Source organism: Methanosarcina spelaei (assembly GCF_002287235.1).
Taxonomy (GTDB): Archaea; Halobacteriota; Methanosarcinia; order Methanosarcinales; family Methanosarcinaceae; genus Methanosarcina; species Methanosarcina spelaei.
Genome location: NZ_LMVP01000523.1, coordinates 1 through 24,521 on the forward strand (window position 1 = coordinate 1; position 24,521 = coordinate 24,521).

Annotated in this window: 22 protein-coding genes and 1 pseudogene; 11 read left to right on the plus strand and 12 right to left on the minus strand. The window is 40.3% G+C overall.

Features of this window, described 5'->3' with window-relative positions; all coding sequences use genetic code 11:
• Positions 1-187: 187 nt before the first annotated feature.
• The 4 genes from ASJ81_RS18485 to ASJ81_RS18500 form a co-directional block, all read right to left on the minus strand.
• A complete protein-coding gene (locus ASJ81_RS18485; RefSeq protein ID WP_095645638.1) occupies positions 188-982 on the minus strand; it encodes a cytochrome B in 795 nt (264 codons plus the stop codon).
• 13 nt (positions 983-995) lie between these two features.
• Positions 996-2,786 carry a nickel-dependent hydrogenase large subunit gene (locus ASJ81_RS18490; protein ID WP_095645639.1) on the minus strand — a complete coding sequence of 597 codons (1,791 nt, stop codon included), beginning with the start codon at positions 2,784-2,786 and terminating at the stop codon, positions 996-998.
• Positions 2,786-3,955, minus strand: coding sequence for a hydrogenase small subunit (locus tag ASJ81_RS18495; protein WP_095645640.1), 1,170 nt, complete (start codon positions 3,953-3,955; stop codon positions 2,786-2,788). Before ASJ81_RS18495 ends, ASJ81_RS18490 begins: the two co-directional genes overlap by 1 nt.
• 379 nt (positions 3,956-4,334) lie before the next feature.
• On the minus strand, positions 4,335-6,416 hold the full coding sequence (locus tag ASJ81_RS18500; RefSeq protein ID WP_141241807.1) for a DUF1254 domain-containing protein: 2,082 nt from the start codon (positions 6,414-6,416) through the stop codon (positions 4,335-4,337).
• Positions 6,417-6,775: 359 nt separating this feature from the next.
• Here ASJ81_RS18500 and ASJ81_RS18505 point away from each other — a divergent pair, with 359 nt between their 5' ends.
• Positions 6,776-7,696 (plus strand): peptidoglycan-binding domain-containing protein, encoded by a 921-nt coding sequence (locus ASJ81_RS18505; RefSeq protein ID WP_095645642.1) that lies wholly within the window; start codon positions 6,776-6,778, stop codon positions 7,694-7,696.
• Positions 7,697-8,256: 560 nt separating this feature from the next.
• On the opposite strand, the gene ASJ81_RS18510 is transcribed toward ASJ81_RS18505, so the two are convergent.
• From ASJ81_RS18510 to ASJ81_RS18525, 4 genes are all read right to left on the minus strand, one after another.
• Complete coding sequence (locus ASJ81_RS18510) at positions 8,257-8,742, minus strand: hydrogenase maturation protease (RefSeq protein ID WP_095645643.1); 486 nt, start codon at positions 8,740-8,742, stop codon at positions 8,257-8,259.
• 83 nt (positions 8,743-8,825) lie between these two features.
• The gene (locus ASJ81_RS18515; RefSeq protein ID WP_095645644.1) at positions 8,826-9,590 is read right to left on the minus strand and encodes a cytochrome B; all 765 of its coding nucleotides are present in this window, start codon (positions 9,588-9,590) and stop codon (positions 8,826-8,828) included.
• A 25-nt stretch (positions 9,591-9,615) separates the two neighbouring features.
• Positions 9,616-11,388 carry a nickel-dependent hydrogenase large subunit gene (locus tag ASJ81_RS18520; protein WP_095645645.1) on the minus strand — a complete coding sequence of 591 codons (1,773 nt, stop codon included), beginning with the start codon at positions 11,386-11,388 and terminating at the stop codon, positions 9,616-9,618.
• 7 nt (positions 11,389-11,395) lie between these two features.
• The gene (locus ASJ81_RS18525) at positions 11,396-12,553 is read right to left on the minus strand and encodes a hydrogenase small subunit (protein ID WP_095645646.1); all 1,158 of its coding nucleotides are present in this window, start codon (positions 12,551-12,553) and stop codon (positions 11,396-11,398) included.
• A gap of 1,262 nt (positions 12,554-13,815) precedes the next feature.
• Between ASJ81_RS18525 and ASJ81_RS18530 the strand changes: the two genes are divergently transcribed.
• From ASJ81_RS18530 to ASJ81_RS18565, 7 genes are all read left to right on the plus strand, one after another.
• Positions 13,816-14,076 (plus strand): HypC/HybG/HupF family hydrogenase formation chaperone, encoded by a 261-nt coding sequence (locus tag ASJ81_RS18530; RefSeq protein WP_095645647.1) that lies wholly within the window; start codon positions 13,816-13,818, stop codon positions 14,074-14,076.
• A 19-nt stretch (positions 14,077-14,095) separates the two neighbouring features.
• Positions 14,096-15,214: a hydrogenase formation protein HypD gene (gene hypD / locus ASJ81_RS18535; RefSeq protein ID WP_095645648.1), complete on the plus strand. Its 1,119-nt coding sequence runs from the start codon at positions 14,096-14,098 to the stop codon at positions 15,212-15,214.
• A complete protein-coding gene (hypA, locus tag ASJ81_RS18540) occupies positions 15,207-15,608 on the plus strand; it encodes a hydrogenase maturation nickel metallochaperone HypA (RefSeq protein WP_095645649.1) in 402 nt (133 codons plus the stop codon). Before hypD ends, hypA begins: the two co-directional genes overlap by 8 nt.
• 53 nt (positions 15,609-15,661) lie before the next feature.
• Positions 15,662-16,324 (plus strand): hydrogenase nickel incorporation protein HypB, encoded by a 663-nt coding sequence (gene hypB, locus ASJ81_RS18545; RefSeq protein WP_095645656.1) that lies wholly within the window; start codon positions 15,662-15,664, stop codon positions 16,322-16,324.
• Positions 16,325-16,560: 236 nt separating this feature from the next.
• Complete coding sequence (gene hypE, locus ASJ81_RS18550; RefSeq protein WP_095645650.1) at positions 16,561-17,604, plus strand: hydrogenase expression/formation protein HypE; 1,044 nt, start codon at positions 16,561-16,563, stop codon at positions 17,602-17,604.
• A gap of 1,175 nt (positions 17,605-18,779) precedes the next feature.
• Positions 18,780-19,199 carry a hypothetical protein gene (locus ASJ81_RS18560; RefSeq protein ID WP_095645651.1) on the plus strand — a complete coding sequence of 140 codons (420 nt, stop codon included), beginning with the start codon at positions 18,780-18,782 and terminating at the stop codon, positions 19,197-19,199.
• Positions 19,200-19,750: 551 nt separating this feature from the next.
• The gene (locus ASJ81_RS18565; protein WP_095645652.1) at positions 19,751-20,371 is read left to right on the plus strand and encodes a hypothetical protein; all 621 of its coding nucleotides are present in this window, start codon (positions 19,751-19,753) and stop codon (positions 20,369-20,371) included.
• A 739-nt stretch (positions 20,372-21,110) separates the two neighbouring features.
• Here the strand turns inward: ASJ81_RS18565 and ASJ81_RS18570 are convergent.
• Positions 21,111-21,404, minus strand: coding sequence for a hypothetical protein (locus ASJ81_RS18570; protein ID WP_095645653.1), 294 nt, complete (start codon positions 21,402-21,404; stop codon positions 21,111-21,113).
• A 566-nt stretch (positions 21,405-21,970) separates the two neighbouring features.
• On the opposite strand from ASJ81_RS18570, the gene ASJ81_RS24805 reads away from it, so the two are divergent.
• The 3 genes and pseudogenes from ASJ81_RS24805 to ASJ81_RS18580 all read left to right on the plus strand — a co-directional run bounded on the left by ASJ81_RS24805 (position 21,971) and on the right by ASJ81_RS18580 (position 22,587).
• Positions 21,971-22,180 (plus strand): hypothetical protein, encoded by a 210-nt coding sequence (locus ASJ81_RS24805; protein ID WP_394339145.1) that lies wholly within the window; start codon positions 21,971-21,973, stop codon positions 22,178-22,180.
• A pseudogene (locus tag ASJ81_RS18575) lies at positions 22,120-22,242 on the plus strand (PKD domain-containing protein); the annotation flags it as partial. The gene ASJ81_RS24805 and the pseudogene ASJ81_RS18575, both read left to right, overlap by 61 nt.
• 24 nt (positions 22,243-22,266) lie before the next feature.
• Positions 22,267-22,587, plus strand: a complete 321-nt coding sequence (locus ASJ81_RS18580) for a molybdenum cofactor biosynthesis protein MoaE (RefSeq protein WP_245860305.1) — start codon at positions 22,267-22,269, stop codon at positions 22,585-22,587.
• Positions 22,588-22,669: 82 nt separating this feature from the next.
• Here the strand turns inward: ASJ81_RS18580 and ASJ81_RS18585 are convergent, their stop codons facing one another.
• The 3 genes from ASJ81_RS18585 to ASJ81_RS23430 form a co-directional block, all read right to left on the minus strand.
• A complete protein-coding gene (locus ASJ81_RS18585; protein ID WP_095645655.1) occupies positions 22,670-23,365 on the minus strand; it encodes a hypothetical protein in 696 nt (231 codons plus the stop codon).
• Between the two features lie 290 nt (positions 23,366-23,655).
• Positions 23,656-24,087, minus strand: coding sequence for a hypothetical protein (locus tag ASJ81_RS23425; RefSeq protein ID WP_212556113.1), 432 nt, complete (start codon positions 24,085-24,087; stop codon positions 23,656-23,658).
• Positions 24,065-24,379, minus strand: a complete 315-nt coding sequence (locus ASJ81_RS23430) for a hypothetical protein (protein WP_212556114.1) — start codon at positions 24,377-24,379, stop codon at positions 24,065-24,067. The genes ASJ81_RS23425 and ASJ81_RS23430 overlap by 23 nt, the downstream gene beginning before the upstream one ends.
• Between the last annotated feature and the right edge of the window lie 142 nt (positions 24,380-24,521).

A 24,521-nucleotide genomic window follows, 5' to 3' on the forward strand; every position in this document is an offset into this window, starting at 1 on the left:
CAGTTTTCTTCTACTCAGTTTTCTTCTACTCAGTTTTCTTCTACTCAGTTTTCTTCTATTTAGTGTCCTCCTGTTCAGTGTTCTCATGTTACTCTTTTTTGCTTGTCCTCATCAATTACTTTGACAAAATTACAGGTTTTTCAAAAATTACTATACTATCTTAAACGCAATAGTTTTTAAGAGATTTTCAGGGCTTTTCCTCTGTAGGGAAATACTTTGTTTTAGCTGTAATAACCTCGGAATAATGAGGATCTGAAAGATCTTCTTTTCCTGACCAAAAAATTGCCTTGTGATATTTCCAGACATCAGGATCAAGTTCAATAATTCCTACATGAACTATCAGTTCAAAGACAAACCAGTAAGCTGCAAATAGATGTAACAATCGGAGTAAACTCAAGGCATTGAAATTGAAAAAGGACGCAAAATACCAGGTTACGGAAAGTATCCATGACGAAACAGGGATTCCGAAAGGAGCCCAGTCAAGGCTATAGAGCACTATTCCTGTAACCGCTATAATGACAATTGCTATACTCTCAAGGACAATCAGTATCTTCATTACAGGATGGAGTTTGGTCTCGTAGTGACCAGTAGTTTCATCATAGATACTAAATGCCGGATACTTACCTTTTCCAAAAAAGTTCTTGATTATATCAATCAGACGTTCCGCATCAGCTTTTCCGAAAACGTAAGAGTCTTTGAAATGTACTATCCTGTCTCTGACACTGCATCTTTCTCCTTTGCAAGAAAAAAGATTGTATGGGACCAGAAGCCAGTTTGCAACCAGAAAAAAAGGTACAGCAATCATGTGCAGAGTTCTGGCAGTGTCAAAAGACATGAACTGCCATCCAGCATAAATTTTGAACCCTGTAATGAGAAGGATAAACATGGCAACAAGATGTACCAGATGAGTTCCTCTCTCAAGCCAGGTATAACGCTCAACAATTATTCTTCCGGAAGCAGGTCTTTCAGCTGATCGTACCATATTACAGCCTCCTTTAAACTATCTTGATAATGCTATCCGGGTGTTTTCCGGTTTTGTCAATTGTATGAACTGCACATGCAAGGCAGGGATCATAAGAACGGGCTGTATGCAGAATTCCGAGAGGATTTGAATAATCCACTCCAAGTGCATTTTCGGCAGCTGAAATTTTGGTGCCTATGAGAGCCTGCTCAACAGGGCTTGGGATCTCCTGCGAATTCCTGGGAGCAAGGTTCCAGGTACTCGGAACCACCGCCTGGTAAAGAGTTACCATAGAATCCGGTCCTGTTGCAACCCAGTGCCCCAGCGCCCCTCTTGGAGCTTCCCATAAACCCATTCCTGTGGAACTCTTTGCCATGGAAAGATCAGTGTGCACAGCAACCTTTCCTCCCGCCTGAAGATCCTGTGTAAGCCATTTCATAAGTTCGGAATATACTACAAGAATTTCCTGCATTCTTGCAATCATGCGAGTGTAATTATTGACAGGATAGTAGCCATTATCCTGAAAAGTTTTTACCAATCCCGTGACAAGGGGTTCTTCCATAATTATCATACGAGTAATAGGACCTACCTCACATGGAATCCCATCATAGTGAGGGGCTTTTGCCCATGAGTAGCGACTCTTCGATCCTTTTGTATAATCAATATTTTCAGGATTCCCTTCCGGAACTGTAACCCCATTCCAGGGAGGACGATCGTTTATATCATCAATGTAAAATGAGTGGTTAGTACTTTCTAAGATCTTCCTGTAGTCAAATTTATCAGACTTAAAATATCCGTTCATATAGCCGGAAGAAATAACTCTGCTATCAGCAGGACTTGTAGGATCATATCCATCTCCGTTCTCGGGCTTAAAGAAAACTCCGTAGGAAAGAAAGCCTATTTTATCGGGATCTTTATAAGTCCCTCCACGGTCCATTTTCATGCTGATAGGCAGACCGAGAAGTTTTTCTCCTATCAGCTCCGAGCCGAAAGCCGCAAAGAGCGGGACGTCACCCCAACCTGCAGAGTGTGAGAAGTCCTTACTTGTAAGGGATTTGTTCAGAAGTTCTTGCAGGTGTCCAATGACGAAATTAACAGCCTTTTCTGGGGAGGAAGCCCTGTAAGTATTTTCAATCCAGGTATCTGGAGATATTCCAAGAGTAGATGCTTTAACAAACTCCATAACCTTCATGACATAGCTTATAATTTGCTCGATATCAGCAATCGTAGGAGAATAAACAACTCCCCCAACATGCTGAAGAACCGGGTGAGGCATCTTAGCAGCTATCAAAGAAATGGCATCGTGCAACCGGCGAAATTCTACTATAGCGCCTAGATAGGATGAGCCAGCCGGATAACTGGTACCGTTAACCTGATAAATCAAAGGCGCAAAACGCCCCTGGAGTTCTTTCCATACTGCGTTTCCAACATCCCCGTATTTTGCCAGGATGTCATGGTAAGCCGGATTTGCAAGATCAGGGCCCCAAAGAAGGTAAACATGTGCTGCATGGCTGGCTATGAAATTCAGAGCCTGGTGGACATTTCGCATTAGAAGACCGGTTATTGGAACCTCACCTGCAACCCCAAATAAATCATCCAGGGCATTTGCTGCAGCTATTCCGTGGCTAACCGGGCAAACTCCACAGATCCTCTGGGACAGAAGTGACGCATCCCTGGGATCCTGGTGCTGTAAGAGACGTTCAAAACCCCTTAACTGCAAGCCATTACTCTGGGCTTCGGTGATTACGCCTTCATCATTGACTTCGGTATTGATTCTATAGTGTCCTTCAATTCTCGTAAGAGGATCAACAGTAACCTGTACCATTATTTTTCACCTCCTGTTTCTTCTTCGGTTTCCTCTGGAGTGCTTTCTTCGGCAAAGCCTTCCTCATCCTCAGGTCTTTTCATGGCAGTTCTCCTGACAGCATGAGCCCCTGCAGCAAGTAGAGCGGCTCCTATTGCTACGCCTGCTATAGTAGTGATATTCGTACCTAGAATTCCTGTTTTCTCAATTTCCACGAAAAAAGGCCTGGTACTATCCGGGAAACCCGGCTGAACGCAGCCAATACAGGGAGAGCCTGCCTGAGGACAGTAATTGAGATGACCGTTCCAGTTGCGAGTAGCACAATCTGCGTGGGTATAAGGCCCTTTGCACCCCAGTTTCCAGAGGCACTTAGGTCCACCTACTGTCAGCTCAAATTCTCCACGGTCATAGTACCCGCGACGAGAACAGTTGTCATGGATAACATGATCAGGAGGGAAGAAAACTTTTGGACGTTTCCAGTGATCCAGTACATAAGGCAAATCATCAGGTATCTTTATCTTTCCCAAAATAACTGCACCTATTGTCAAAAAAACCCAGTCTGGATGAGTAGGACAACCAGTCAGATTAATTACAGGCTTTTCGATGCCAAGAAGATCTAAAATCCCTTTTGAAGCATCTTCCATAGTAAAAGAAACCCCACGGGGGTCCATAAGTTCAACTATATCACTCTTAGCAGAGTTCACCCCACCATTAGTAGCACAATTCCCGATTGCAACAATTGCTAAAGCGTTTTTAGCAGCTTTCGCGTAAATCTCCTTATAAGTCCTTCCTCCCAGCATGAGATATTTCCCGGAACCTTGAGGTCCGTTCGAAATTGCTCCTTCGGAGACTAGGACATAACCTTTTTCCTTTCCTAAGATATCATCCAGCACGATCTCAGAATTAAGATCACTTGTATTTGCGAGCTTTCCATCTACGAAAATTCCCTGCTGCATCATTAAAACTTCATGATAGAGAAGTTTGAGATTATACTCCTGAAGGAATTCTATGATATCAGGAGATCCTCCGTCCAGCATTGATATGGTACAGCCACTATCCATTACTCCGTGAAGCCATACAACTTTAGTTTCAGAAAGCTCAAGAGCTTTTGCTATATCGTTTTTATATGTTTGTAAAAATAGTGAAGCCCCTAATACTCCGACAGCCTTTATAAAGGTCCGTCGATCCATTTTCGCGAAGTCGAGATTCTTAAACTTTTCAAGTAAGTCGTCATTATCCGTTCTACTTCCCCCATGTCACAAATAATTTTAGGCTCTTCGTTGTTTTGTGTGGATATTCTCATAATATTCTCATAAAAACCAATGCGGTCTTGAATTGAAAATCATCTTATCCATAGGAAATGACGAAGAGCCTAATTTTATATAAAGATATATAAAAAATGGAATCCAATATATTAAAGACTATAGCATCAACAATAACCCGCTTCTTAAGGAACTTACTATGTAACGCAGGAACCTGATAAGTACCTGATAAGCCAACAAATAAAAAGCCTTTACTTTGGAAAGTGGAAGATGAACCAAACTCTAATCTCATAGTGTTTTGTCCGTTTCAGTCTACTTTTGTAATAGGTGGGCATTTCCATTCTGCATTGATCACTGCAGGGTGTGGGATGTACATACGCAAAATGGTAAACCACGCTTCACTACCAGTTGGCAACCAGTTTGATTCTTTTTCTGGACCAGGAGACTCATTCTGTAAATAGAAAGTTGTCCCGCCATCTGCATTCTTTTTTACGCCCCGGGTACGGTCCCCTATAGAATAACGGTTGATATGGTTAGGGATAAAATTATAATCGGTACCGTAGACTGTCATTGACCAGAATGCATCTACAGGTGGCTCATACCCTTTGGGAAATGTTACCTCGTACTTGTGGATACCTGTCAGTGGCTCACCTGAATTATCCGTAAGGTTGACAAGGTAAACTGCCTCTACAGGGTCATTGGCAGTGATTCCGACCAGGGATTGGTCCGCAGCACGCAATAGAAACTCGTCCCCAAAGCGACCTATATTGATAGGAGGGTAACGCCAACCATTGACGAATTTTGCCCAGACCCCACTCATAAACTGTTGTCTAAGCAACGGTATGCCGATACTAAGCACGCGTTTTAGCGCATTCTTCACGACTTCTGGTTGCTGCTCCACATCCAGGCCTGACCCGATACCTATAGTTGCGAACTGCTTGAGCAGCACTTCATGATGAGCTGCCGGAGGATTCTCAAGCAGCATGGAATTAAGGGTTTTCCATGCTCCTAGCGGATCCTCTGTGCCAGCAAGTGCAATAGCAGGTTTATAGACTTCCCGGCTTTCGGGAAGCTGGACATCGGGTTTACCCCAGAAATTTAATGGTGTCAACTTGTACTGTGCCTGCAGAGCGTGCACAGCTGGCAGATCATCGACGCCGTCCACCAGGGTGCGGCCAAGAATTAATATCCATGGCGTAGGGGAAGAAGGTGTCACGGCAGTTACATCCTCCGGTAAATTACCATACCAGCCAGGACCAATGAGAGCATAATTTCCTACTCTTGAACCAACACGCCGACCTACATAGGCAAAATTGTCCGAAGTGAAAGTGACTAGTTCAAACGCCCAGTAACGTTCTTCTGATATCTCGGGTACGGTAAGAATCACTGGCTCTTTACCAAGATCTACCCAGGCAACTGAGTACAACGTGTCATTATTAGGGCAGCCACCGTCGCGGTATGTGGCGTCTATGAGCTCAGAAGCGTGCCAGAAATAGTTAACTGGCGCATAAGGAATTCTTTTTGGGTCCTGAGGAATATTCGTCCATTTATAGCGCGTGAAAGCATTGTAAACATACGGGAAACCATAGATAAATGCCTGCAAGCCCAGCGAATATGCGTATTCCGCCTGCCAGTCGAAGACAGAAGGTGCAGCCTGCAATGCTGATTGAGGGACTGCAGCAGCCTTGACTGCCAGATCGTTTGTACCTTCGGCTGCACCCAAACCTGCACCTATGCGCTTGAGATCGTCGGATGTAAGAACCTGGGCACCTATTTCCCTGATGCTGTCTTCGATCTTGCCAGCATACTGCAGATCCACGAACAGGCCAATAGCCACTGTGCCTGGGTTTAAAGCGTAACCCAGATGGGTCGCCTGCACATTTGACTCAGTTGGAATACCCACCGGCTTACCGGAAATGGTGTTCACATCCGCTGCAACACGCTCAACCAGAAAGATGCTGTTTGTTCCAGAAGTTGAACCGATATCGATGATGTTGATCTCGACTTTGCCTTTATTGTCCTTGGCAAGAACCAGGATGTTGCTTGCATTCACCTTCTGAAGTCGCGGACGAAGATCCTTAATCTTTTTCATAGCAGCGTCGGCAGCTTCCTTGCTAGCAAAGATTCCCGCTACCAGTCGATGCTTTTCAGGAAGCAGCATGTTTGCTTTCGAGTCTTGTATTTTCGGTTTTTCTACCACTGACATACCACCCATAAGTTTCCCTAAAACAGATATCCGTAGAATAAATATACAGATGATATTATATAAATCAGAGAGAAACTTTAATATATAATGGTTGAAATTATATCGAATGGTTAATAAGGAATAGTTAATATATAGGAACTCCTGAGCTTTCATATTCAAACGAAATAGTGTGATTTGTCTCACAATCTATTCTTTCACTTGCTTTTTACTTTTGTTTTTACTAATGATAGGTTAGCTGTGTGTCAATTTTTATGTAAATTATAAATATCAAAAATTTTAAGATAGAAAGTTCCATATCGAAAGAACAAAATCCCACACAATGCAAAAAATTAGCTTAGAATTTACAGCAGATTCGTAATACTGCCAATACTTTTTAATTTATTTAAATAATTCATATACACTTAAAATAAACATAGATTTTCTAAAAACTTATATATTTTAATATCATTATTCTATTTATTGAAATTTTACAGTTAGTAACATTTAGTAATAAGGCTGCATGTTTAAGGAAAGAGATTTGCAGCAAAATAGGGGGATAGAATATGACTATTGGGGATGGTCACGACTTAAGGTCATCGAGATTTGCAGGCGATGAAGTTCTGGAGGGCTGCAATGATAAAGAAAGAGTTCTCCAGAGAGGGGATAGTGGTTCTGCAGTAAGGAAAATTCAACAGGCTCTGATAGTTCTTGGTTTTCCTGTACCTGAGGTTGGAGCCAATGGCATTTTCAGTGGGGAAACCGAACTGGCAGTCAGAAGCTACCAGGAAGCACGGGGATTGAAGGTTGATGGTATTGTAGGGTCAGTTACTATAGGAAGTCTCGATGAAGAATTCTTTACGGGTACTCAAAAACCTTCGGTTTCACCGGTAACTGAGCCGCAAGTATCGGAGGTCCCAAGTCCGTTATTTCCGGAGTCTCCAGTTAGATCACCAAGGGCATCTCCTGTGGGGCCGGTAAGGGCACCTGAAGTTCAACCAGTATCGGCCCCTAAGGCTCCGAGAGTAGAGGCACCTGTAGTTAAAATACCTCAACCTCCGACTACACCGATAGCGGAACCTCCAATCCTTACTACACAGACCGTTCCACCTGAACAAACCCCGGCTCATGTGACCAGGCCAATAACTCCACCTTTGACCAGACTACCTAAAACAGTTGACAGTAAGGGACGCAAATTCCATACAGCAGGAACCTTGATTGGAAGTAACTCTTCTTTTGAAGCTGAAGCTGGAAAATCGATCCGTCTTGAGGTAAGTACCCTGAATACCAGAGAGTCAAATGTCACGATAAAGACAAACACTGGGGAAATAAAAGAATCCGTAATTTTACCTGATACCCCTGTAAATTTTGAATTCTATGGAGTAGAAGAACCCTTTATATGGCGATTTTACATCGAGACTGACATTGAAGACTCTTTAATCGAGTGGAAACTCTATAGCAACTGGGTACCGGAAGAATCCGAGTAACCAGTAAGCGAAATGAGCTCCATTGAATTAAACAGATTTTAAAAAAGAAAAAGAGCCGTATTAAAAGAAGCTTCATTATAGTTAACCGGATTCGAACTAAGAAAGAATGCTGTATCAATCATCAATCATAACTAAAAGATCCTAAACACTGGATAATATTCAAATTTAAAAACATATCGTGGTAAGGAATCGGATTTTTAGGTTCCTGACCGTCGATTGTAAAATTTTTATACATGAAGACCACCTGTAAAGCTGCCCTGAAACACAGAAAATAACTTCTTCTTTTCCAGAGTCCTTGACAGCAGGCTTTGAATATTTTTTACTTGGCAAGATCTTAAGATAGGCTTTTAACCAGTAAACTCAAAGGAACAAAATAGAAACTAAAAAGGTTAAAGCAGTAATTTAAAAAAGAAATAGAAACTAAAAAGGTCAAAGCAGTAATTTAAAAAAAATAGAAATTAAAAAGGCCAAAAAGTTAATAAAAAAGGTAAAACACAAATCAGAAAGAATAATAAAAACCCAGATTAAAAACCAGATTAAAATAACTTATGCAAATGAAATTAAAGTGAGGAAAAAACCTCTTCCTTAATGAGCTTTATGGCTTTGTCCACACCTTTAAGAACATCTGGACTGATTTCCTGCGTAGCTTCAGTAACAATCGATCCGATTTCAATCCCAATGACTACAATTTCCGGAAGCTCTTGGACCTGCTCTCCTATTTTCAATACATCTGTAATTGTCAGGTCATGTACTGAAACAAGAGGATGAAATTCAACACCATCCAGTAAGTCTTTTCCTTCTATACGGTGTACCGAACCCGGAGGACTGTTAGCCAGAATTGCATCAACTATAATAACTTTCCTGGCACCATCGAGAAGGTTTAGAAGATCAAGCCCACAGACCCCTGCGTCTTCAATATCGACATCTTTGAGGTCTTTAAGTTCGGTTTTGTGAAGAACTTCAATTACCTTGATGCCAACACCATCGTTTCCCATTAACGGGCTTCCGCAGCCAAGGATGCGTATAGGAGCATTTAGTATAGACATATTTTCACTCAAAAAGGAGTTAAAAAGGTATACAGGCTTTCAATATGCCTGTTACCCTAAAATTAATATTTTCTTTAAGAAATTCAAGGCCTTTCCTCTGTAGGAAGGTACTTTGGGATAACCTCTGAGTAATGAGTATCTGCGAGATCCTCTTTTCCTGTCAGGAAGATAGATTTGTAGTATTTCCAGACATGAGGATCGAACTCCAGGATACCGACATGCACTACCAGTTCAAAAACAAACCAGTAGGTCAGCAGCAGGTGAAGTAACCTGAGGAACTGCAGGGCAGACAGGTTGAATAGAGGTGAAATAAAACCTGTTACAGTCAGGATCCATGAGGCTATAGGAAGGCCGAAAAGCGACCAGTCGAGCTTGTAAAGCACAATACCTGATAATGCAATGAAGAAGATAGCTGTACCTTCAAGCACAATCAGGATCTTCATCAAGGGATGAAGTTTGGTCTTATAGTGGCCAGTAGTCTCATCATAGATACTGAATGCAGGATATCTGCCTTTCCTGAAGAAGTTACCAATTATACTGCCAAAGCGAGCTGCATCCTTAGGACCGAAAATATAATGGTCCGTAAAGTGTGAGATCTTTCCCATAAACCCATGGCCTTCAGAGAAAATATTGTAAGGGATAAGGATCCAGTTCACTGCAAGCAGGAACGGGACCGCTATCATATGAAGCCCACGGGCGGTATGGAAACTCATAAAGTCCCATCCCGTATAGATCTTTAATCCGGTGATGATGAGCACTAACATTGCAACAGCGTGAACAGTATGAGCTATCCTGTCAGTTACGGTATAGCGCTCAACAACCATTGACCGGTTGTCTTTGGATTTCATTGTGGGTCATCTCCTTGTACTGTATTTAGAGTATTCTTAGAGTATTTGGAGCGTTTTTCCCAGTCAGGTCAATGGTGTGTACTGCACATGAAATGCAAGGATCATAGGACCTGCCCATATGGAAGATGCCAACCGGATTGGTATAATCGACATCTCCTACTGGGTTGATTTTTGAACCAATGAGAGACTGTTCGAGAGGACCAGGAATGCCTTTGCTGTCTCTTGGGGACATTAACCAGCTACCCGGAACTATACACTGGTAGTTGGTAACCTTTCCATCGCTGCCAGCAGAGACCCAGTGACCAAGAGCTCCACGAGGTGCTTCCCATAGGCCCATTCCCGAATTATTTTTAGCTGCATTAAGGTCTATAGGCACGGAAATCTTGCCGTTGGGGTTGTAATCAACTGTTACCCAGTTGAGAAGTTCATATGCGAGAATTACAGTTTCCTGCATACGAGCCAGCATCCTGGTGTAAACGTTAGCTGCAGAATAACCTTTCTCATTGAAAGCCTGAGCAAGACCGGTTACGAGCGGCTCTTTGATATTTAGCATGCGTGCAAGAGGCCCGACTTCACCTGCAATTCCGTCGTATCTAGGAGCCTTGTCCCAGCTGTACTGGCTGTTCGAACCTCCTGTGTAGACGATTTTACTTGGATCAGTAAGCGGAACGGTTTCACCTTTTGCCGGTTCAAGGTCGTTGACACTGTTCTGGTAGAAGGAGTGGGCAGTGCTCTCAGTAATCTTTTCCGGATCAAATTTCTGATATTCGAGCTTTCCTGATACCACGCCTGATGTGAAAATACGGTCTCCTGCTGGGCTTTTCGGGTCGTATCCGTCCTTGTACTTGTAGTATCCACCATATGCAACGAAGCAGATCTTTGAGGGGTCCTTGTACCCGCCGATTGTATCATGTCCAAGACTTGCTGGAAGGCCAAGTGTTTCTGCGATATACTTGGAGCCAAAAGCTGCATAGAACTCTACATCTCCCCAACCTGCATCTTTGGAGAAGTCATTTGAACTCGTTGATTTGTTAACAAGGTCAGTCAGGTGTTCGGTAACAAAGCTTACTGCTTTTTGAGGAGAGCTTGCCTTATAAGTATTATCGATCCAGGTATTGAAATCAACTTTCAGGGTATGTTTAGATACGAAGTCCATGACCTGTAAATAGTAAGAGGCAAGTTTGGTAACATCTGCAACAGTAGCCGGATAGGTATATCCACCTGGATAAAGAGATGAAGGACCTGGCATTCTACCGGCAATAAGTGCAATCATCTCCTGAAGGCGTTTCTTTTCAGGAATTGCTGCAAGATAAGAACTTCCCGCAGGTACAGCCACACCATCCATCTTGTAGCTGATTGGGGCAAACCTTCCAACCATTTCTTTCCAGACTGCGTTTCCGGTGTCTCCCAGTGTTGTAAGTACCTTCTTGTACGCTGGATTTGCAAGGTCAGGACCAAAGAGGACATATATATGAGTTGCATGGCTTGCAACCATATTCAGGCCCTGGAAAATGTTCCTCATCATCAGAGCGTCTTTTGGAACGCTTTCGGCCACGCCATAAAGATTGTCAAGAGCGTTTGTGGATGCCAATCCATGAGAAAGAGGGCAGACGCCGCAAATTCTCTGAGTAAGAAAAGCTGCGTCTCTTGGATCCTGATTTTGGAGGATGCGTTCAAAACCTCTGAATATAAGGGAAGATGACTGGGCATCGGTAATAGTACCGTCAGCGCCTACTTCGGTGGATATACGCTGGTGGCCTTCAATTCTGGTTAAGGGATCAACTGTAACGTTTACCATTTTTCACTCACTCTCCTTTTCCCATTCTCCTAACAGCATGTACGCCTGCAGCAACTGCAGCTGCTCCGACCGCAACTTTGGCTACTGTGTCGATATTTGTTCCGGCAACTCCTACATCTTCACGTTCAACATATAGGGGCCTTGAGGTATCAGGGAAACCTGGCTCAACACAGGCAATACAGGGGCCGCCTGCCTGAGTACACATGCTTACTGAACCGTTCCATTTGCGAATTGCACAGTCTGCGTGAGAATAGGGAGCTTTACAGCCTAATTTCCACAGGCACTTTTCTCCACCAACTTCCGTATCGAATTCTCCACGGTCATAGTATCCGCGGCGTGGGCAGTTTTCGTGCACTGTGTGGTCAGGGGGGAAGAAAACCATTGGCCTGCCGTAATCGTCCACAATTGATGGAATATCTTCAAGCTTAATCTTTCCAAGGATTACCGCTCCCAGGGTCAAAAGGACCCAATCAGGATGAGCAGGGCAACCAGGAATGTTAATTACAGGCTTATCGATGCCGAGTTCCTTAAGCATGCCTCCCTTAGAATCTGCTTTTGCGAAAGCTACTCCTCTGTAGTCAGTATCCTTGGCAACCTCGCTATCTGCAGAAGTGATTCCTCCCCAGCAGGCACAGGCTCCGACTGCAATGACAGCAATTGCATTCTTTGCAGCCTCTCCAAGGGTTTCCTTGAAAGTCTTATTTCCAATAACCAGATAGCGTCCGGAACCATCCGGACCGTTTGGAATTGAGCCCTCAACGACCAGGAAGTATTTACCTTCTTTGTAAAGGTCTTCAAGGAGAATCTCAGAGTTAAGCTCGGAGGTGTTTACAAGCTTACCATCGTTCCAGATACCCTGCTGTGCACAAAGAGTCTCATGGAAAGCGAGATTGACATTGAGCTTTTGTAGTGCCTGTACAAGGTCAGGATTGCCTGCATTTAAGACCGATTCGGAGCAGCCAGTGCATTCAGAGCCGTGAAGCCAGACAAGCTTGGTCTCCGCAAATTCAAGCGCACTTACAAGATCAGACTTGTAGGTGCCCAGGAATGTAGCTGCGCCCATTGCACCCAGTGCTTTCATGAAAGTGCGTCGATCCATTTTTAAGAAGTCCACACTGTCCAGTGTACGGACAAGGTTTTTTATTCCAGTACTCATCTCTACCACATCTTGATTTTACCCAAATTATACATCCGAAAGAAAATTTTGAAATAATTGTCCACAGTAATTATATAAATGCATACATAAATTTACCACTAATGTTTTTCAATGAGGGAATAGTATATAAGGTTTTTTACACGCTCCGACAAATATATTAATTGGCTGCATTGAAGGTAAATGATTCATTGATAAATATAATAGGTTTTCAATATAAGCAACATAATTCAATGTACATTATTGTGGGTTATAGTACATATATGTAAGATTACGGCCTTTTAAGAGAGAAAAGAGTATCAAAAGAATTAATTAAATTTCAAAAGTTAAAAGTTACTGATGAAGTAGTAGTTCATATTTAAAAACTTATCTGTATTATGATAAAACGCATAAAAATAAGATAAAATGCAGAAAAGTTTTGAAAAGCAAAGAAAGAATCACTTATTTCGAAGGGATATTTTTGTAGATTGGGCTTTTCAAGCAGAATTAAAATTCATAAGAAAGAACTATATTGCCGTAGCTAATCCTGTTTTAACTCTAAGAGATCCAGGAGAATACTGATCTTACTAAAAACTGAAGAGTTTTTAATCCTGGGTTTTCTCCATTAAAACTATGATCTTCAGTGTTCTGAAAAGCACATTTAATGGAAACTTAAAATGGAAAAAAAGTGCTAAAAAACCTTATCTTATTAAACCTTATCTTATCATGTGAAGTTGCAGAAAAATGCTATCCACTTTCAATTATCCATATTTTTCAGAATCTGGAGTATTCCATCTCAAATAAAACGATTTTGGAACCCTCTCTAAAACATTTCTACAGCAAATCCAAAACCAGAATAAAGAACATTTTTAAATTATGCAAGTGAAATGAAAAAACAAAAAGAATATAAAATAGAACCATAGAGTTTTAAAAAATAATTTTCGACAATAGATTTATTTAAAATATGGAATTAAGCTCTTGTTTACGATATCTCCATTTTCCTATCTGCGGCAAGTTGCAAAAGAAAAAATGAACATTTAAAAGCAGCAGTAGAGAAATAAAAATAATTAAGGGGATAAAAACTGTTTAACCAGTTAAGGAAATAAAACTGGAGGATTTTTTTAATAAGTTGGGACCTGTAAATATATATACCTTGCAAATATATATCTTTTGTAAAATAATTTTTGTAAAACCCTTAATATGAGTTTTGCAAAACTCTTAATACAGGAATTTCCCTCATGAAAAATGAATAATATAAACTAATAGGATTTTAAAACAAAAGAGTTTGAGGAAACATGTGTATAGCTATTCCTGGAAAAGTAATATCCATTGTAAATGAGAATACTGCAACGATTGACATGGGCGGAATCTGCAGAGATGTGAATATGGACCTTATGGGAGGAGCTGACGAATCCCAGATAGGGAAACACTTTCTTGTCCATGTTGGATATGCAATATCCGAAATCTCGAAAGAAGAAAGTGAAGAAACAATGCACCTTCTCAGACAGATTGCGGGACTTGAAGAGATAGATACCCCAGAAAGCGAATCTATCTGAAAGCGGACGCTGATGAAAAATGGAAAACGGGAATTCACCTTCAAAGCTAGCGGCTCCTGAACTTGAAAGAAAGCTCCTGGAAAGAATTAGAGGCTCGGATAAACCACTTCGCATAATGCATGTATGCGGGACTCACGAGCGAACGATAGCAAAATATGGGTTAAGGAGTGTCCTTCCGAAAAATATTGAGGTAATAAGCGGTCCCGGATGCCCTGTTTGTGTGACTCCTGAAGAAGACGTTAATATTGCTATCGCCCTTGCGAAAAGTGGAGCAACCGTTGTCACTTTTGGAGACATGATGCGGGTTCCTGGCTCGGCCGAAAGTTTGCTGGATGCAAAGTCCGAAGGGGCAAATGTAAAAATGGTCTATAGTATTGATGATGCAATTGCCCTTGCGGAAAAAAAACCAGAACTTGAAGTAGTCTTTTTTGGAATAGGTTTTGAGACCACGGTTCCCGCAAATGCGGCCGCTCTTTTAAGAAAGACCCCTGAAAACTTCAGCCTCCTTACCTCACAGAAACAAACTCCTCCTGCAGTTGAATTCCTTGCCAGGGATGCAGATGTTGATGCCTTTATAGCTCCTGGACACGTGGCAACCATAATAGGCACGAAATCTTTTGAATCTCTTGCAGAAAAAGGCTTTCCTGTTGTCGTAAGCGGGTTTGAACCGGGAGACATCCTCCTTGGAATCAACCTGTTACAAATGCAGGCAGAAAAAGGAATCTCGAGAGTGGATAACGGCTACCCGAGAGCTGTAAAACCTGAAGGAAACCAGATTGCCCTTAAAATAATGAAGGAAATATTTGAGACTTCGGACTCTGAGTGGCGAGGCATAGGAAAAATAAAGAACTCGGGACTTGTGCTCAGGAAAGAATTTGAGGAAAAAGACGCCGCAAAAAAGTACGAAGACCTGTATGCTTCTGCCCTTGAGGATGTCCGAAAGAAAACAGGGAGAAAAGACAAAAAGCGCTGTATCTGCGCAGCTATCCTTACAGGGAAAGCAAAACCTTCCCAATGCCCGAATTTCGGGAAAGACTGTACCCCGAAAAGCCCTGCAGGTCCCTGTATGGTAAGTCAGGAAGGCATGTGTTATAACTGGTTCAGATACTCAAGAGAAGGAGGTAACAGGGTTGCATGAACTGTCCATTGCATGTGAAATTTTCGAGCAGGTAATGGCTACTGCCAAAGAGCACGGAGCCACGGAAGTTAAGCACGTAACCCTTCAGATGGGAAGACTGTCTCATACTAACCCGGAACAACTTAGTTTTTGTTTTAAAGTCCTTTCCGAGGAAAGCATTGCCGAAAATGCGGACTTTATTGTAGAAATGATACCACCCTCGCTTGAATGCGAATGTGGATACACGGGAACAGTAGACGAAGAAAAGATACGAGAAAACTGTGAATTCAAAAGCGAACTTCTGGCTTATGCGGCAGTTATGGAATGCCCAATCTGCGGAAAACCTGCCCAAATTACAGGTGGCAGAGAGCTGATAATTAAAAGCATCGAGATCGAAACTGAAGACCAGAATTAAAACGCAAAAAGGTAAAAACAAGAAATAAAATTTTCCAAGTGATGTTTATGTTGATGCACGTAATCGATATGGGACACGATGTCTACAAAGCAAATGACAAAGTTGCTGAAAAAAATAAAAAGAAACTTGACAAGTATCAGGTCTTTTCGGTAAATGTTATGGGTGCAATCGGATCAGGAAAGACCACTCTGATTGAAGAGGTTATTCGGCAACTTAAGGATAAGTATAAAATAGCTGTGATCGCAGGGGATGTAATCGCTGAGATGGATTCCTCACGTTTCAGGAAACTCGATGTCCCTACTATTCCTGTAAATACCGGGAAAGAGTGCCACCTGGATGCAAAACTGGTGGAAAAAGCCCTGGATGAAATTGACCTTAATAACACGGATCTCCTGCTAATTGAGAACGTAGGTAACCTGATTTGCCCTGTGGACTTTAAACTGGGAGAACACTTGAGGGTTGTAATTGTGAGCGTGACCGAAGGAGACGACATTATCCTCAAACACCCCATGATATTCAAGACCTCAAATCTTGCAGTAATAAATAAAGTTGACATTGCACATGCTGTTGATGTAGATGCCGAAAAAATGCGAGACGATATTCTTTCCTTAAACCCGAACGTGCCGGTTATCCTGACTTCAAAGCATGACTGGGAAAGCCTGGAAACCTGGATTAGCTTCATCGAGCTTGGAGTTAAAAAATCTCAGAATAGATAAGGCAAAGTTAAAGGAGTTAAGGTAGAAACCAGGTTAATAAGGATAAAGTTAAAAAATCAGGTTAATAAGGATAAAGTTAAAAAATCAGGTTAAAGAGAACTAAAGTAGAAACCAGGTTAAAGAGAACTAAAGTAGAAACCAGGTTAAAGAGAACTAACTCGAAAATCGGATTAAGAAGATTTTAAGTGGATTGAGAAGATCCAGCGGGTTTAAAAGGCGGAAAAAAGGAGACTTATATGAAATCCAATACCATTTCTCTTGAGCACGGTGCAGGCGGAGAAGTAATGCAGGCACTTATAGGAGAAATAATTCTTAAAAACTTTCGTAATAAAAGTGCAGGCTCGATAGGACTCGAATGTCTTGATGATGGATCCACGGTCAAACTTGAAGACTTCAATAAGGGATGCGAACTCGTACTGACTACTGATAGTCATGTGATTACACCTGCCTTTTTCCCGAATACTAATATAGGAAGACTTGCAGTTGCAGGAACTGTAAATGACCTTACTGTTATGGGAGCAAAGCCCCTTGCCCTTACCTGTGCAGTCATAGTCCCTGAAGGTTTTCCACTCAAGGAGTTTGAGGAAATAATTAAAACAATGGACGAAACGGCTGCAGAGGTTGGCGTACCCATAATAACAGGCGATACTAAAACCGTGGAGAAAACTGCGCTAGACTCGATTATCCTGAATACTGCAGGCCTTGGAATTACGGATAGCCCTGTAAGAGACTCAGGACTTCAACCTGGAGACAAAATCCTGGTTACAGGAACTATCGGCGACCATGGAATCTCGCTTATGGCTCATAGGGAAGGTTTTGACTTTGATACCGACCTTGCCTCGGATTCAGCTCCACTCTGGAAACTCATAGAACCTCTCCTGAAACTCAGAACTCCGGAAGGTGAACCCGTAATCACGGCAATGAAAGACCCGACCAGAGGAGGGCTTGCAAATGCCCTGAACGAGATGGCATCAAAATCCGGAGCAGGCATTCTTATTGAAGAAGACTGGATTCCTTTCAAACCAGCCGTTTCCGCAGCCTGTGAGATGCTGGGCCTGGACCCCCTTGAGGTTGCAAACGAAGGAAAAGCAGTTATGGGAGTCAAAGCCGGCTTTGAAGAAGAAGTGCTTTCAATCCTGAGGCAGCACCCTTACGGTAGGGACGCAGCTGTTATAGGAGAAGTTACTCCGGATAAGAATGAAGTAGTCCTGAGAAACCGTTTCGGCGGTATGCGTTTTGTAGATGTACCTGCAGGAGACCCGATTCCCAGAGTGTGCTAAAAATCATTAGACTTCAGTCGAGATTGATTCAAAGTAAAGGGCTTTGGAATTGAGTTTAGAAGTACAGTTGTTTCCTCTCATTTAATCGGATTTACTTTTTATTTCTCCTACTCATTTCATATTACATTTTTATCTTATTTTTTCTACTTTACTTTCGCAGTGTCTCTTTTCATTCTCTATTTTTATTTTCTCGTTCGTAGTCTCTTTTCAGTCTATATTTTCAATTTACATTTAGAAATATCTCAGCTACCGGCATTAAATAACGTTTAAAAGTAAATTGCCGTATAGAGACTCATAATGCAACGATAAAATAAATTAAAAAGGTGTTAAGAATAAGGTAATACAACGGAAACAATAACATATAGAAATATCCAGGGAAGTATATTGAGAGGAATAGTTACTGAAAAGGATGGAAGTTGAAGCATGAACCGAGATTCAATTGTGGAATAGGAACTATGGCGCTCAGTTGCAGTATACTTTGCATCTTTTTTGATAGTTGGAACCCTGAATAGTTTAAGGTACATATCAGTAGGAGATATTGAAACTTTTATCTGTCCTTCATTATAACATCAATTAATTTCGCGCTCATGGTCAGGTACAGGAAGAAAGAGAAGTTAACAGGTCCTTTAATATCTTCAATAATAAACCATTTGCTTCAACCAAAAAAGCCTGAAAGGAGAAACAGTATACAACCAGAATCCACGCACAATTTTCGTTCTATGTTCTATTATTACATTGATGGCCATTGCATACCTTGTTTATCGTTATTCATTCTAAGTAAAAACTTAGACAATTTCATTCTTGAGTAGACAGTTTTGTTCTTGAATATATAATTTTATTCTTGAGTAGACGGTTTTATTCTTGAGTATATAGGTTTATTCTTGAGATAGTTCCAAAAACAAGAGGCCTGTTTCATTTATAAAAAGCCTGAATGAAACTTTTGAGGCTTAATGAAGATCGAAGTTTCCTGTAAAGGAAATAAACCTCCCATTGCAGCGCTATTATCCTGAGCAGTCAGGGCTTTGCAAGGGTTATGCAGGCGATAGGATTTTCTTTTACATACATCTCATTAAAATGTTTTTTAAACTGAAAAGTAAATCCGTTTTTTAGCTTTTTCCTTTAATACTTTAACACATATAAAGAGTTACAGAATTTGGCACGGAGATGAAACGAAAATGAGAAACATAAATATCCTGTATTACGGGAAAGTGAAACCTGTAGATATATATGAAAGCATGTTTGAATATGTAAAAAGTTCTGGCATTTCGGACTGCGAGAAAGATTACATTGAGAACCAGCCTGATTATTTTGTAGAAGAATGGCAGGCAGCACTTGACAGCGAGATATATTTTGAATATGATCCTATGAAAGATGCAGGAGAACTTGAGATCGACGAACGAAACTATACCCGGATAGGCCGAGGGTTAAACGAGTTAAGTTATGTGCCCACTGATAGCCTGGCTGACATTCTGTATATTATTTACCACTGTGACCATAACACGAGAAAATGTGCATGTACCAGTGAAATATTCCGGACAAAAGAAGAAGCAGAAAAGAGAGCAAACGAACTTAGAGGAGATAACGACTTATCCTGATATTTCTTATTTTAGAAATATTATAATAAAAAACTGAAAAAAAGCGACCATATTTACAGGCAGAATTACCTGACCTGTGATATTAGTTGCTGACCAGCTACCTGAAAAACAAGAGAAAAACTGTTTATAAAAACTTGAGAAAATTTTACTCAGAATTTCAATCCAGGAGTTAAGACTGCTAAACCTTATTTTTTCTATTTTTATCAACACTACTACAGAATTAGGATATTTGACATCTTTTTCTATTTTTATATTAGCTCCATTTGTATTTTGAACAAGCGACCTAAATCATTGCTGTCCCATAACACATATTGATTTTTTGTAGATTGCGGCTTTATAAACTGAAATGATTGAAATGCCATCCCAAGCTGCGGTTGAGTCAGAGTTGAATCATGTAAAATGTCTGATATTTTGTACAAAGAAATTAAAACCCTCATTACGCCACTGTTAAATATTTATTTATATGTAGGAAGTCTATTATTTAGCGAGTTTAATGTTTTATGCGCTAATTTCGCAGTTAAACAGAATAAATTAAACATGGAGGTATGGATATGTATAATAGATATGAACTAAAAGAAGAAGCTGGCAAAACAACCAGGAGGGTAAAAACCGAAGTCAAGGAGACTTACAGGACAAGTGAGAAGTCTAGCTCCAGATGCTGTTACGTTCCTGGTTCCTGGAAAGGGATAAAAAAGAATCCAAAAATTGAACAAATCAGGCATCAGCAGCGTTATGTGCCAGGATTCTGGAAGGGGACTGTAGAGACATCAAGGGTAGGGAAGCCCGACTATAAGCAAAAATACATACCCGGATTCTGGAAAGCGGCAAAAGAGAACCCAAAGCTTGAGAAAATCAGGTACAAACAACGTTACATTCCCGGACTCTGGAAAGAAACTGCAAATACCAGGGAAATAAAAAAAGATGATTATAAGGCGCGTTATGTTCCCGGCTCATGGAAAAGTATAACAAAGACTCCGAAAATAAGTAAAATCAGGTACAAACAGCGTTACATTCCCGGACTCTGGAAAGGAAATGCAAAGAAGGATAGCTATAGACCTCGTTATGTGCCTGGCTCCTGGGAAGGAATAAAAGAAGCACCTAAGAGAAGTGAGAAATTTAGTTACAAGCCTCGCTATGTACCTGGATTTTGGAAAGGAATACCAAGAATCTAAAGGGACTGTGGCACCTGAAAAGAAAAAAATAAAACGCTGGCAGGCCTATAATAGATATAATGATTGAACAGTTATGACTGAAACTTGAAGGCTTTTATTACTGTTTCCCAGTTCAGTTGTATAAGTATGAAAGGCATAAGTATGAGAGTCTCCAGAAGCAAACAAGCATCTTAAGCGAAAAAACCAGTGAGAAGATAAAGGATAGAAATTAGTGGGAGTCTTTGGCTAAATCTGAAAAATGCACAAACTTACTTTGTTTGATCGGATTTGAGAGCCTTCCTTTTGATTATTAAGTCACAGGAAATGACTCCCATAATCAAACATTATAATTTTTTGCTACTAGTTTGTTTTAGTCTTGTATTATTAGATTATTCCCGTCTTTTCATAATTAACCAGTACTAAACATCGTTTTAATTTAGGTTTAATAAATCGCCTTTAATTTATGCTTTTAATAAACAGCCTTTATTTATGCTTTTGATAAATCGTCTTTAATTTAGGTTTTTGATCCCAGTCTCAAATTTCAGTATACAGTTCCCGTTCTTAACTCATTATTTTAACCTTTACTTTGACGCCTATTTAATTGTACAGTTTTAAACGCACATATGTCTGCGAAACTCACCTCCAGAGTTTAAGCTGTGCAAATTCCCGGAAAAATAAAAATACTTAAATTCTCGTTTTCGGGGGATAACGCCTGAAAAATTACCAGCGATTCCATGGGTTACCGGAAAATTTTAAAAGATTATACATTTTCTGAGACTGCATTCCGAAGGCAGGTTTCCCAATCTTCAGGGTTGTCTATGTTATCACACTGCCATTCAAACTCGCGCCTTGCAAGCCTGATAGTTGTACGTGCTTTTTTGAGTGGGACCAGCTCTTTTCCGACATCGCCGATTCCCCCAACCTCCAGGCAGCTTACGATATCAATCATAAATTTTTCCAGGCTCTCCGGTGGTATCGATTCGTTTCTTGCATGAATTTCTGCGCATTTCGCAAGATATTCTGCAAGTACTCGCATCAGTTTCGTGTCACGCATGGTTCTAACTCCTTTGTACGATAAGTGGGGCAATTCACCTCGTCACACTTGACTTTAAGATTGATGATCACAACAATAATAATATTAACAAAAATGCAGACATATCTTCCTGAGTTAAGCCCAGGATACCCTTAAATCCTGATTTTCTAGGGACAGTATCTCAAATAGCAATTAAAAATATGTGTTTTCGAGGCTTAAAGTTTTCTAAATAATCGTATTTGAGAGAAACTATGTACATTTGAGTATTAATCAGAAGTTCATAAAGTCGTATAAAATATTTTTTCTATTACTTTCTACTATCGCATTTACAAAATAAGTTTACAAGTAAATTCTTAATACTCTTCTTAGCATAAATTTCTCTTTATTCTCTTTCTGATTATCCAGGATGCCTGAATATCTAACCTGGATGATTCTCTCACTTGCCTGGTGTTAGTATAGGGAAACATTAAATCGTGAGTCTTTACAAACCTCCAGATATATCAACTGATTACTAAGAAAGACCAATAATAATCGTATCCTTTTATTGACTTGAGCCTAACGCAGTTAAAAATCAGGAATGATTTAAAATGCCTGGAATAGATTTAAAAAAAGAGAATAAAGAATTATACAATCCATCTGCAAAAGAAGTATCAATTGTAGATGTTCCTGAAATGAGTTTTCTAATGATAGATGGTGAAGGCGACCCCAATATATCACAGGAATTCTGGTGGGTACTTCAACAGCCAAAAATCCTGTACATAAATATAATAAAGCAGGAAAGTACACTGTTAGTTTAACTGTGAAAAATGCAGCAGGCAGTAACACAAAAAAGATATCAAGCTATATCACGGTGAAGTAAAGAATCCTTAATTAAACAGTAAGAATGTCAAATTTAAAAAGAGTAAAAATCGGCACCTTACTACCTGAAGTAAAAACAGGATTTAAATGCTGCCGGCAGACATCGATATGCACGAAGAAACTTACAGCTTCTCTTGTAGGAATAGCCCTTGCACGACCTGACCGGTACACCCTGGAAGCCCTTATAAAGAAAGCCAGGAAAAACCCTGCCATCCGAAAAACAGGCGCAATTGGCACCTTTTCCGGCATTGTCCGCGAGCTGGCCGGAAACGAGAAAACTTCAAAGCTTGAATTCGAAAAATACGAACCACAAGCTTCAAAATCCCTTGACCGTATACGGGACTAACTCAAACAAAAAGAAGGCATCCTAATGGGATATATAGCATTTTATAACTTTGACTATTCATATCTCACTCATAGTTATTAAATTAATTTTTTCTTAGTCTCCATCCACCGTACAGGCAGATCAATCCTCCCAACAGTCCAAGACCTGGAGTTGAGTTAATTTTATCAGATTTATTTCCACTTGAATTGTTTATACTTGAAATGTTTCCATTAACGGCTTTTGAATCATCCTTAGTCGAACCATTAAGCTCTCCCGCGCTTTTTTCTCCATATATCAACATGTTCGTTGTTTTATTAACTGGAGTAACTTTATCCACCGGCATAGCCAGACCTTGATACACAAACACCACGGGGACTTCCTTAATTCCTATAAGACTTGCTTTTAAATCAAAGATCTTATATATTTCATCCATAAATGGCTTTTCAATTGTCTTATTAACCCCTACCTGAAGGACACCATCAATGGTATAACCATAGGCTGTAACTGGACCATTTGGATACATATATTTAAACATTTCAGAGATAGTTTCTTGATACACATTGTTAAGTTTATCAAGCCACTTCATTCTCTCTTCCGAAGTTGCAAAAGAAGGTATACTTCCATAAGCCGCGATAAAATTAGGCTGACTTTTTAATTCAATAAGAGTTTCTGGGCCAAAGGTAAGTGTTATATTATTCGTAGTATCATCTCCATTTTGAGAACAAGATCCTAAAGCACAATTCCATAGAATATTCACCAATATGATACTTAGTGCGATATTTAATATCTTTAAACTCATTTTAGATTACACCTTCCATATTTATTGAAATATAACAAGATCTTATCAACAAAAAAAGAGATAGTTAGTATAGCCCAACTTTGAATGATGTAAATTCTATGAATTCATTTTTTTGTCATACTACATCTCTTTCAAAGGCGAACTGTACTAAATAAATTTTTCCAACTATTCACTTATGCTGTGAGAGGGTATACACTTAAATCATTGTGTACTCCAGATACTGGAGAAAATATTGAAGACGAGAAACCATAACCTGGTGTATACGTTCCATCTACACCTCCCCAGTGAATTCACACAATCTTAACGCCGCCAGTAACGAAAACATATACAGATGAACCACTATCTCCATAGTCGCATCTGTATCCTACAATATATTGGTCATCTAAAGTTTTTCCAAGACCACTATTGTAAACACTAGTTTTCTGAGTGATTGCATTAGCTGTTCTTCCTGTTACTATGCCAGATTTATAAACATACTGGCCTACACTAGGATCTCCATACGATTTCACAGTTTTTGTAACGTCAGTATCATAATCATATATCACTGCATTAACATTAGTGGACGGAACCCATGCGGCATCTGCCTTATATTCGGAACAATCAGCTACACTTCCTACATAATAAGCTGAGGTAGGTTGATATACATCACTTCCAATACCTCCGACAGCATGCCCAGCAATAACAAAACCTTTAGTTCCGCTACTGGTTTGCAGCGAAACCAAGAGTTGACGTTGCGGGACCGTTATTACCGTCTGAAATTATTTGTATGCCTCCAATTAAGGGGCGCCAATAGCCAAAACGACCAATAGTTGGTACAGGAAAATCTCCATATACAATTGTTAGCGGTATATTCGTTACATTAAGTTCTTGTCCATAATTTGAAAATAAATTATAAATTTCATTTTCTTTGGCTGTATCTATTTTTTGTCCTTTTTTAATTGTCACCTGAAGAACACCATCAATAGTATAACCATAAGCTATAACTGGACCATTTGGATAGAAATGTTTTGACATGTCCTTTTTAAAATTTTTAGTAGCTTTAGTATATACTTTGTCAAGCGTATCAAGCCATTGTTTTGTATCCTCTTCAAATTTAAGGGATTTTCAACCGCATAAAAAATATAATAGTTTTTCCATTTTCCCTTATCATATTTTG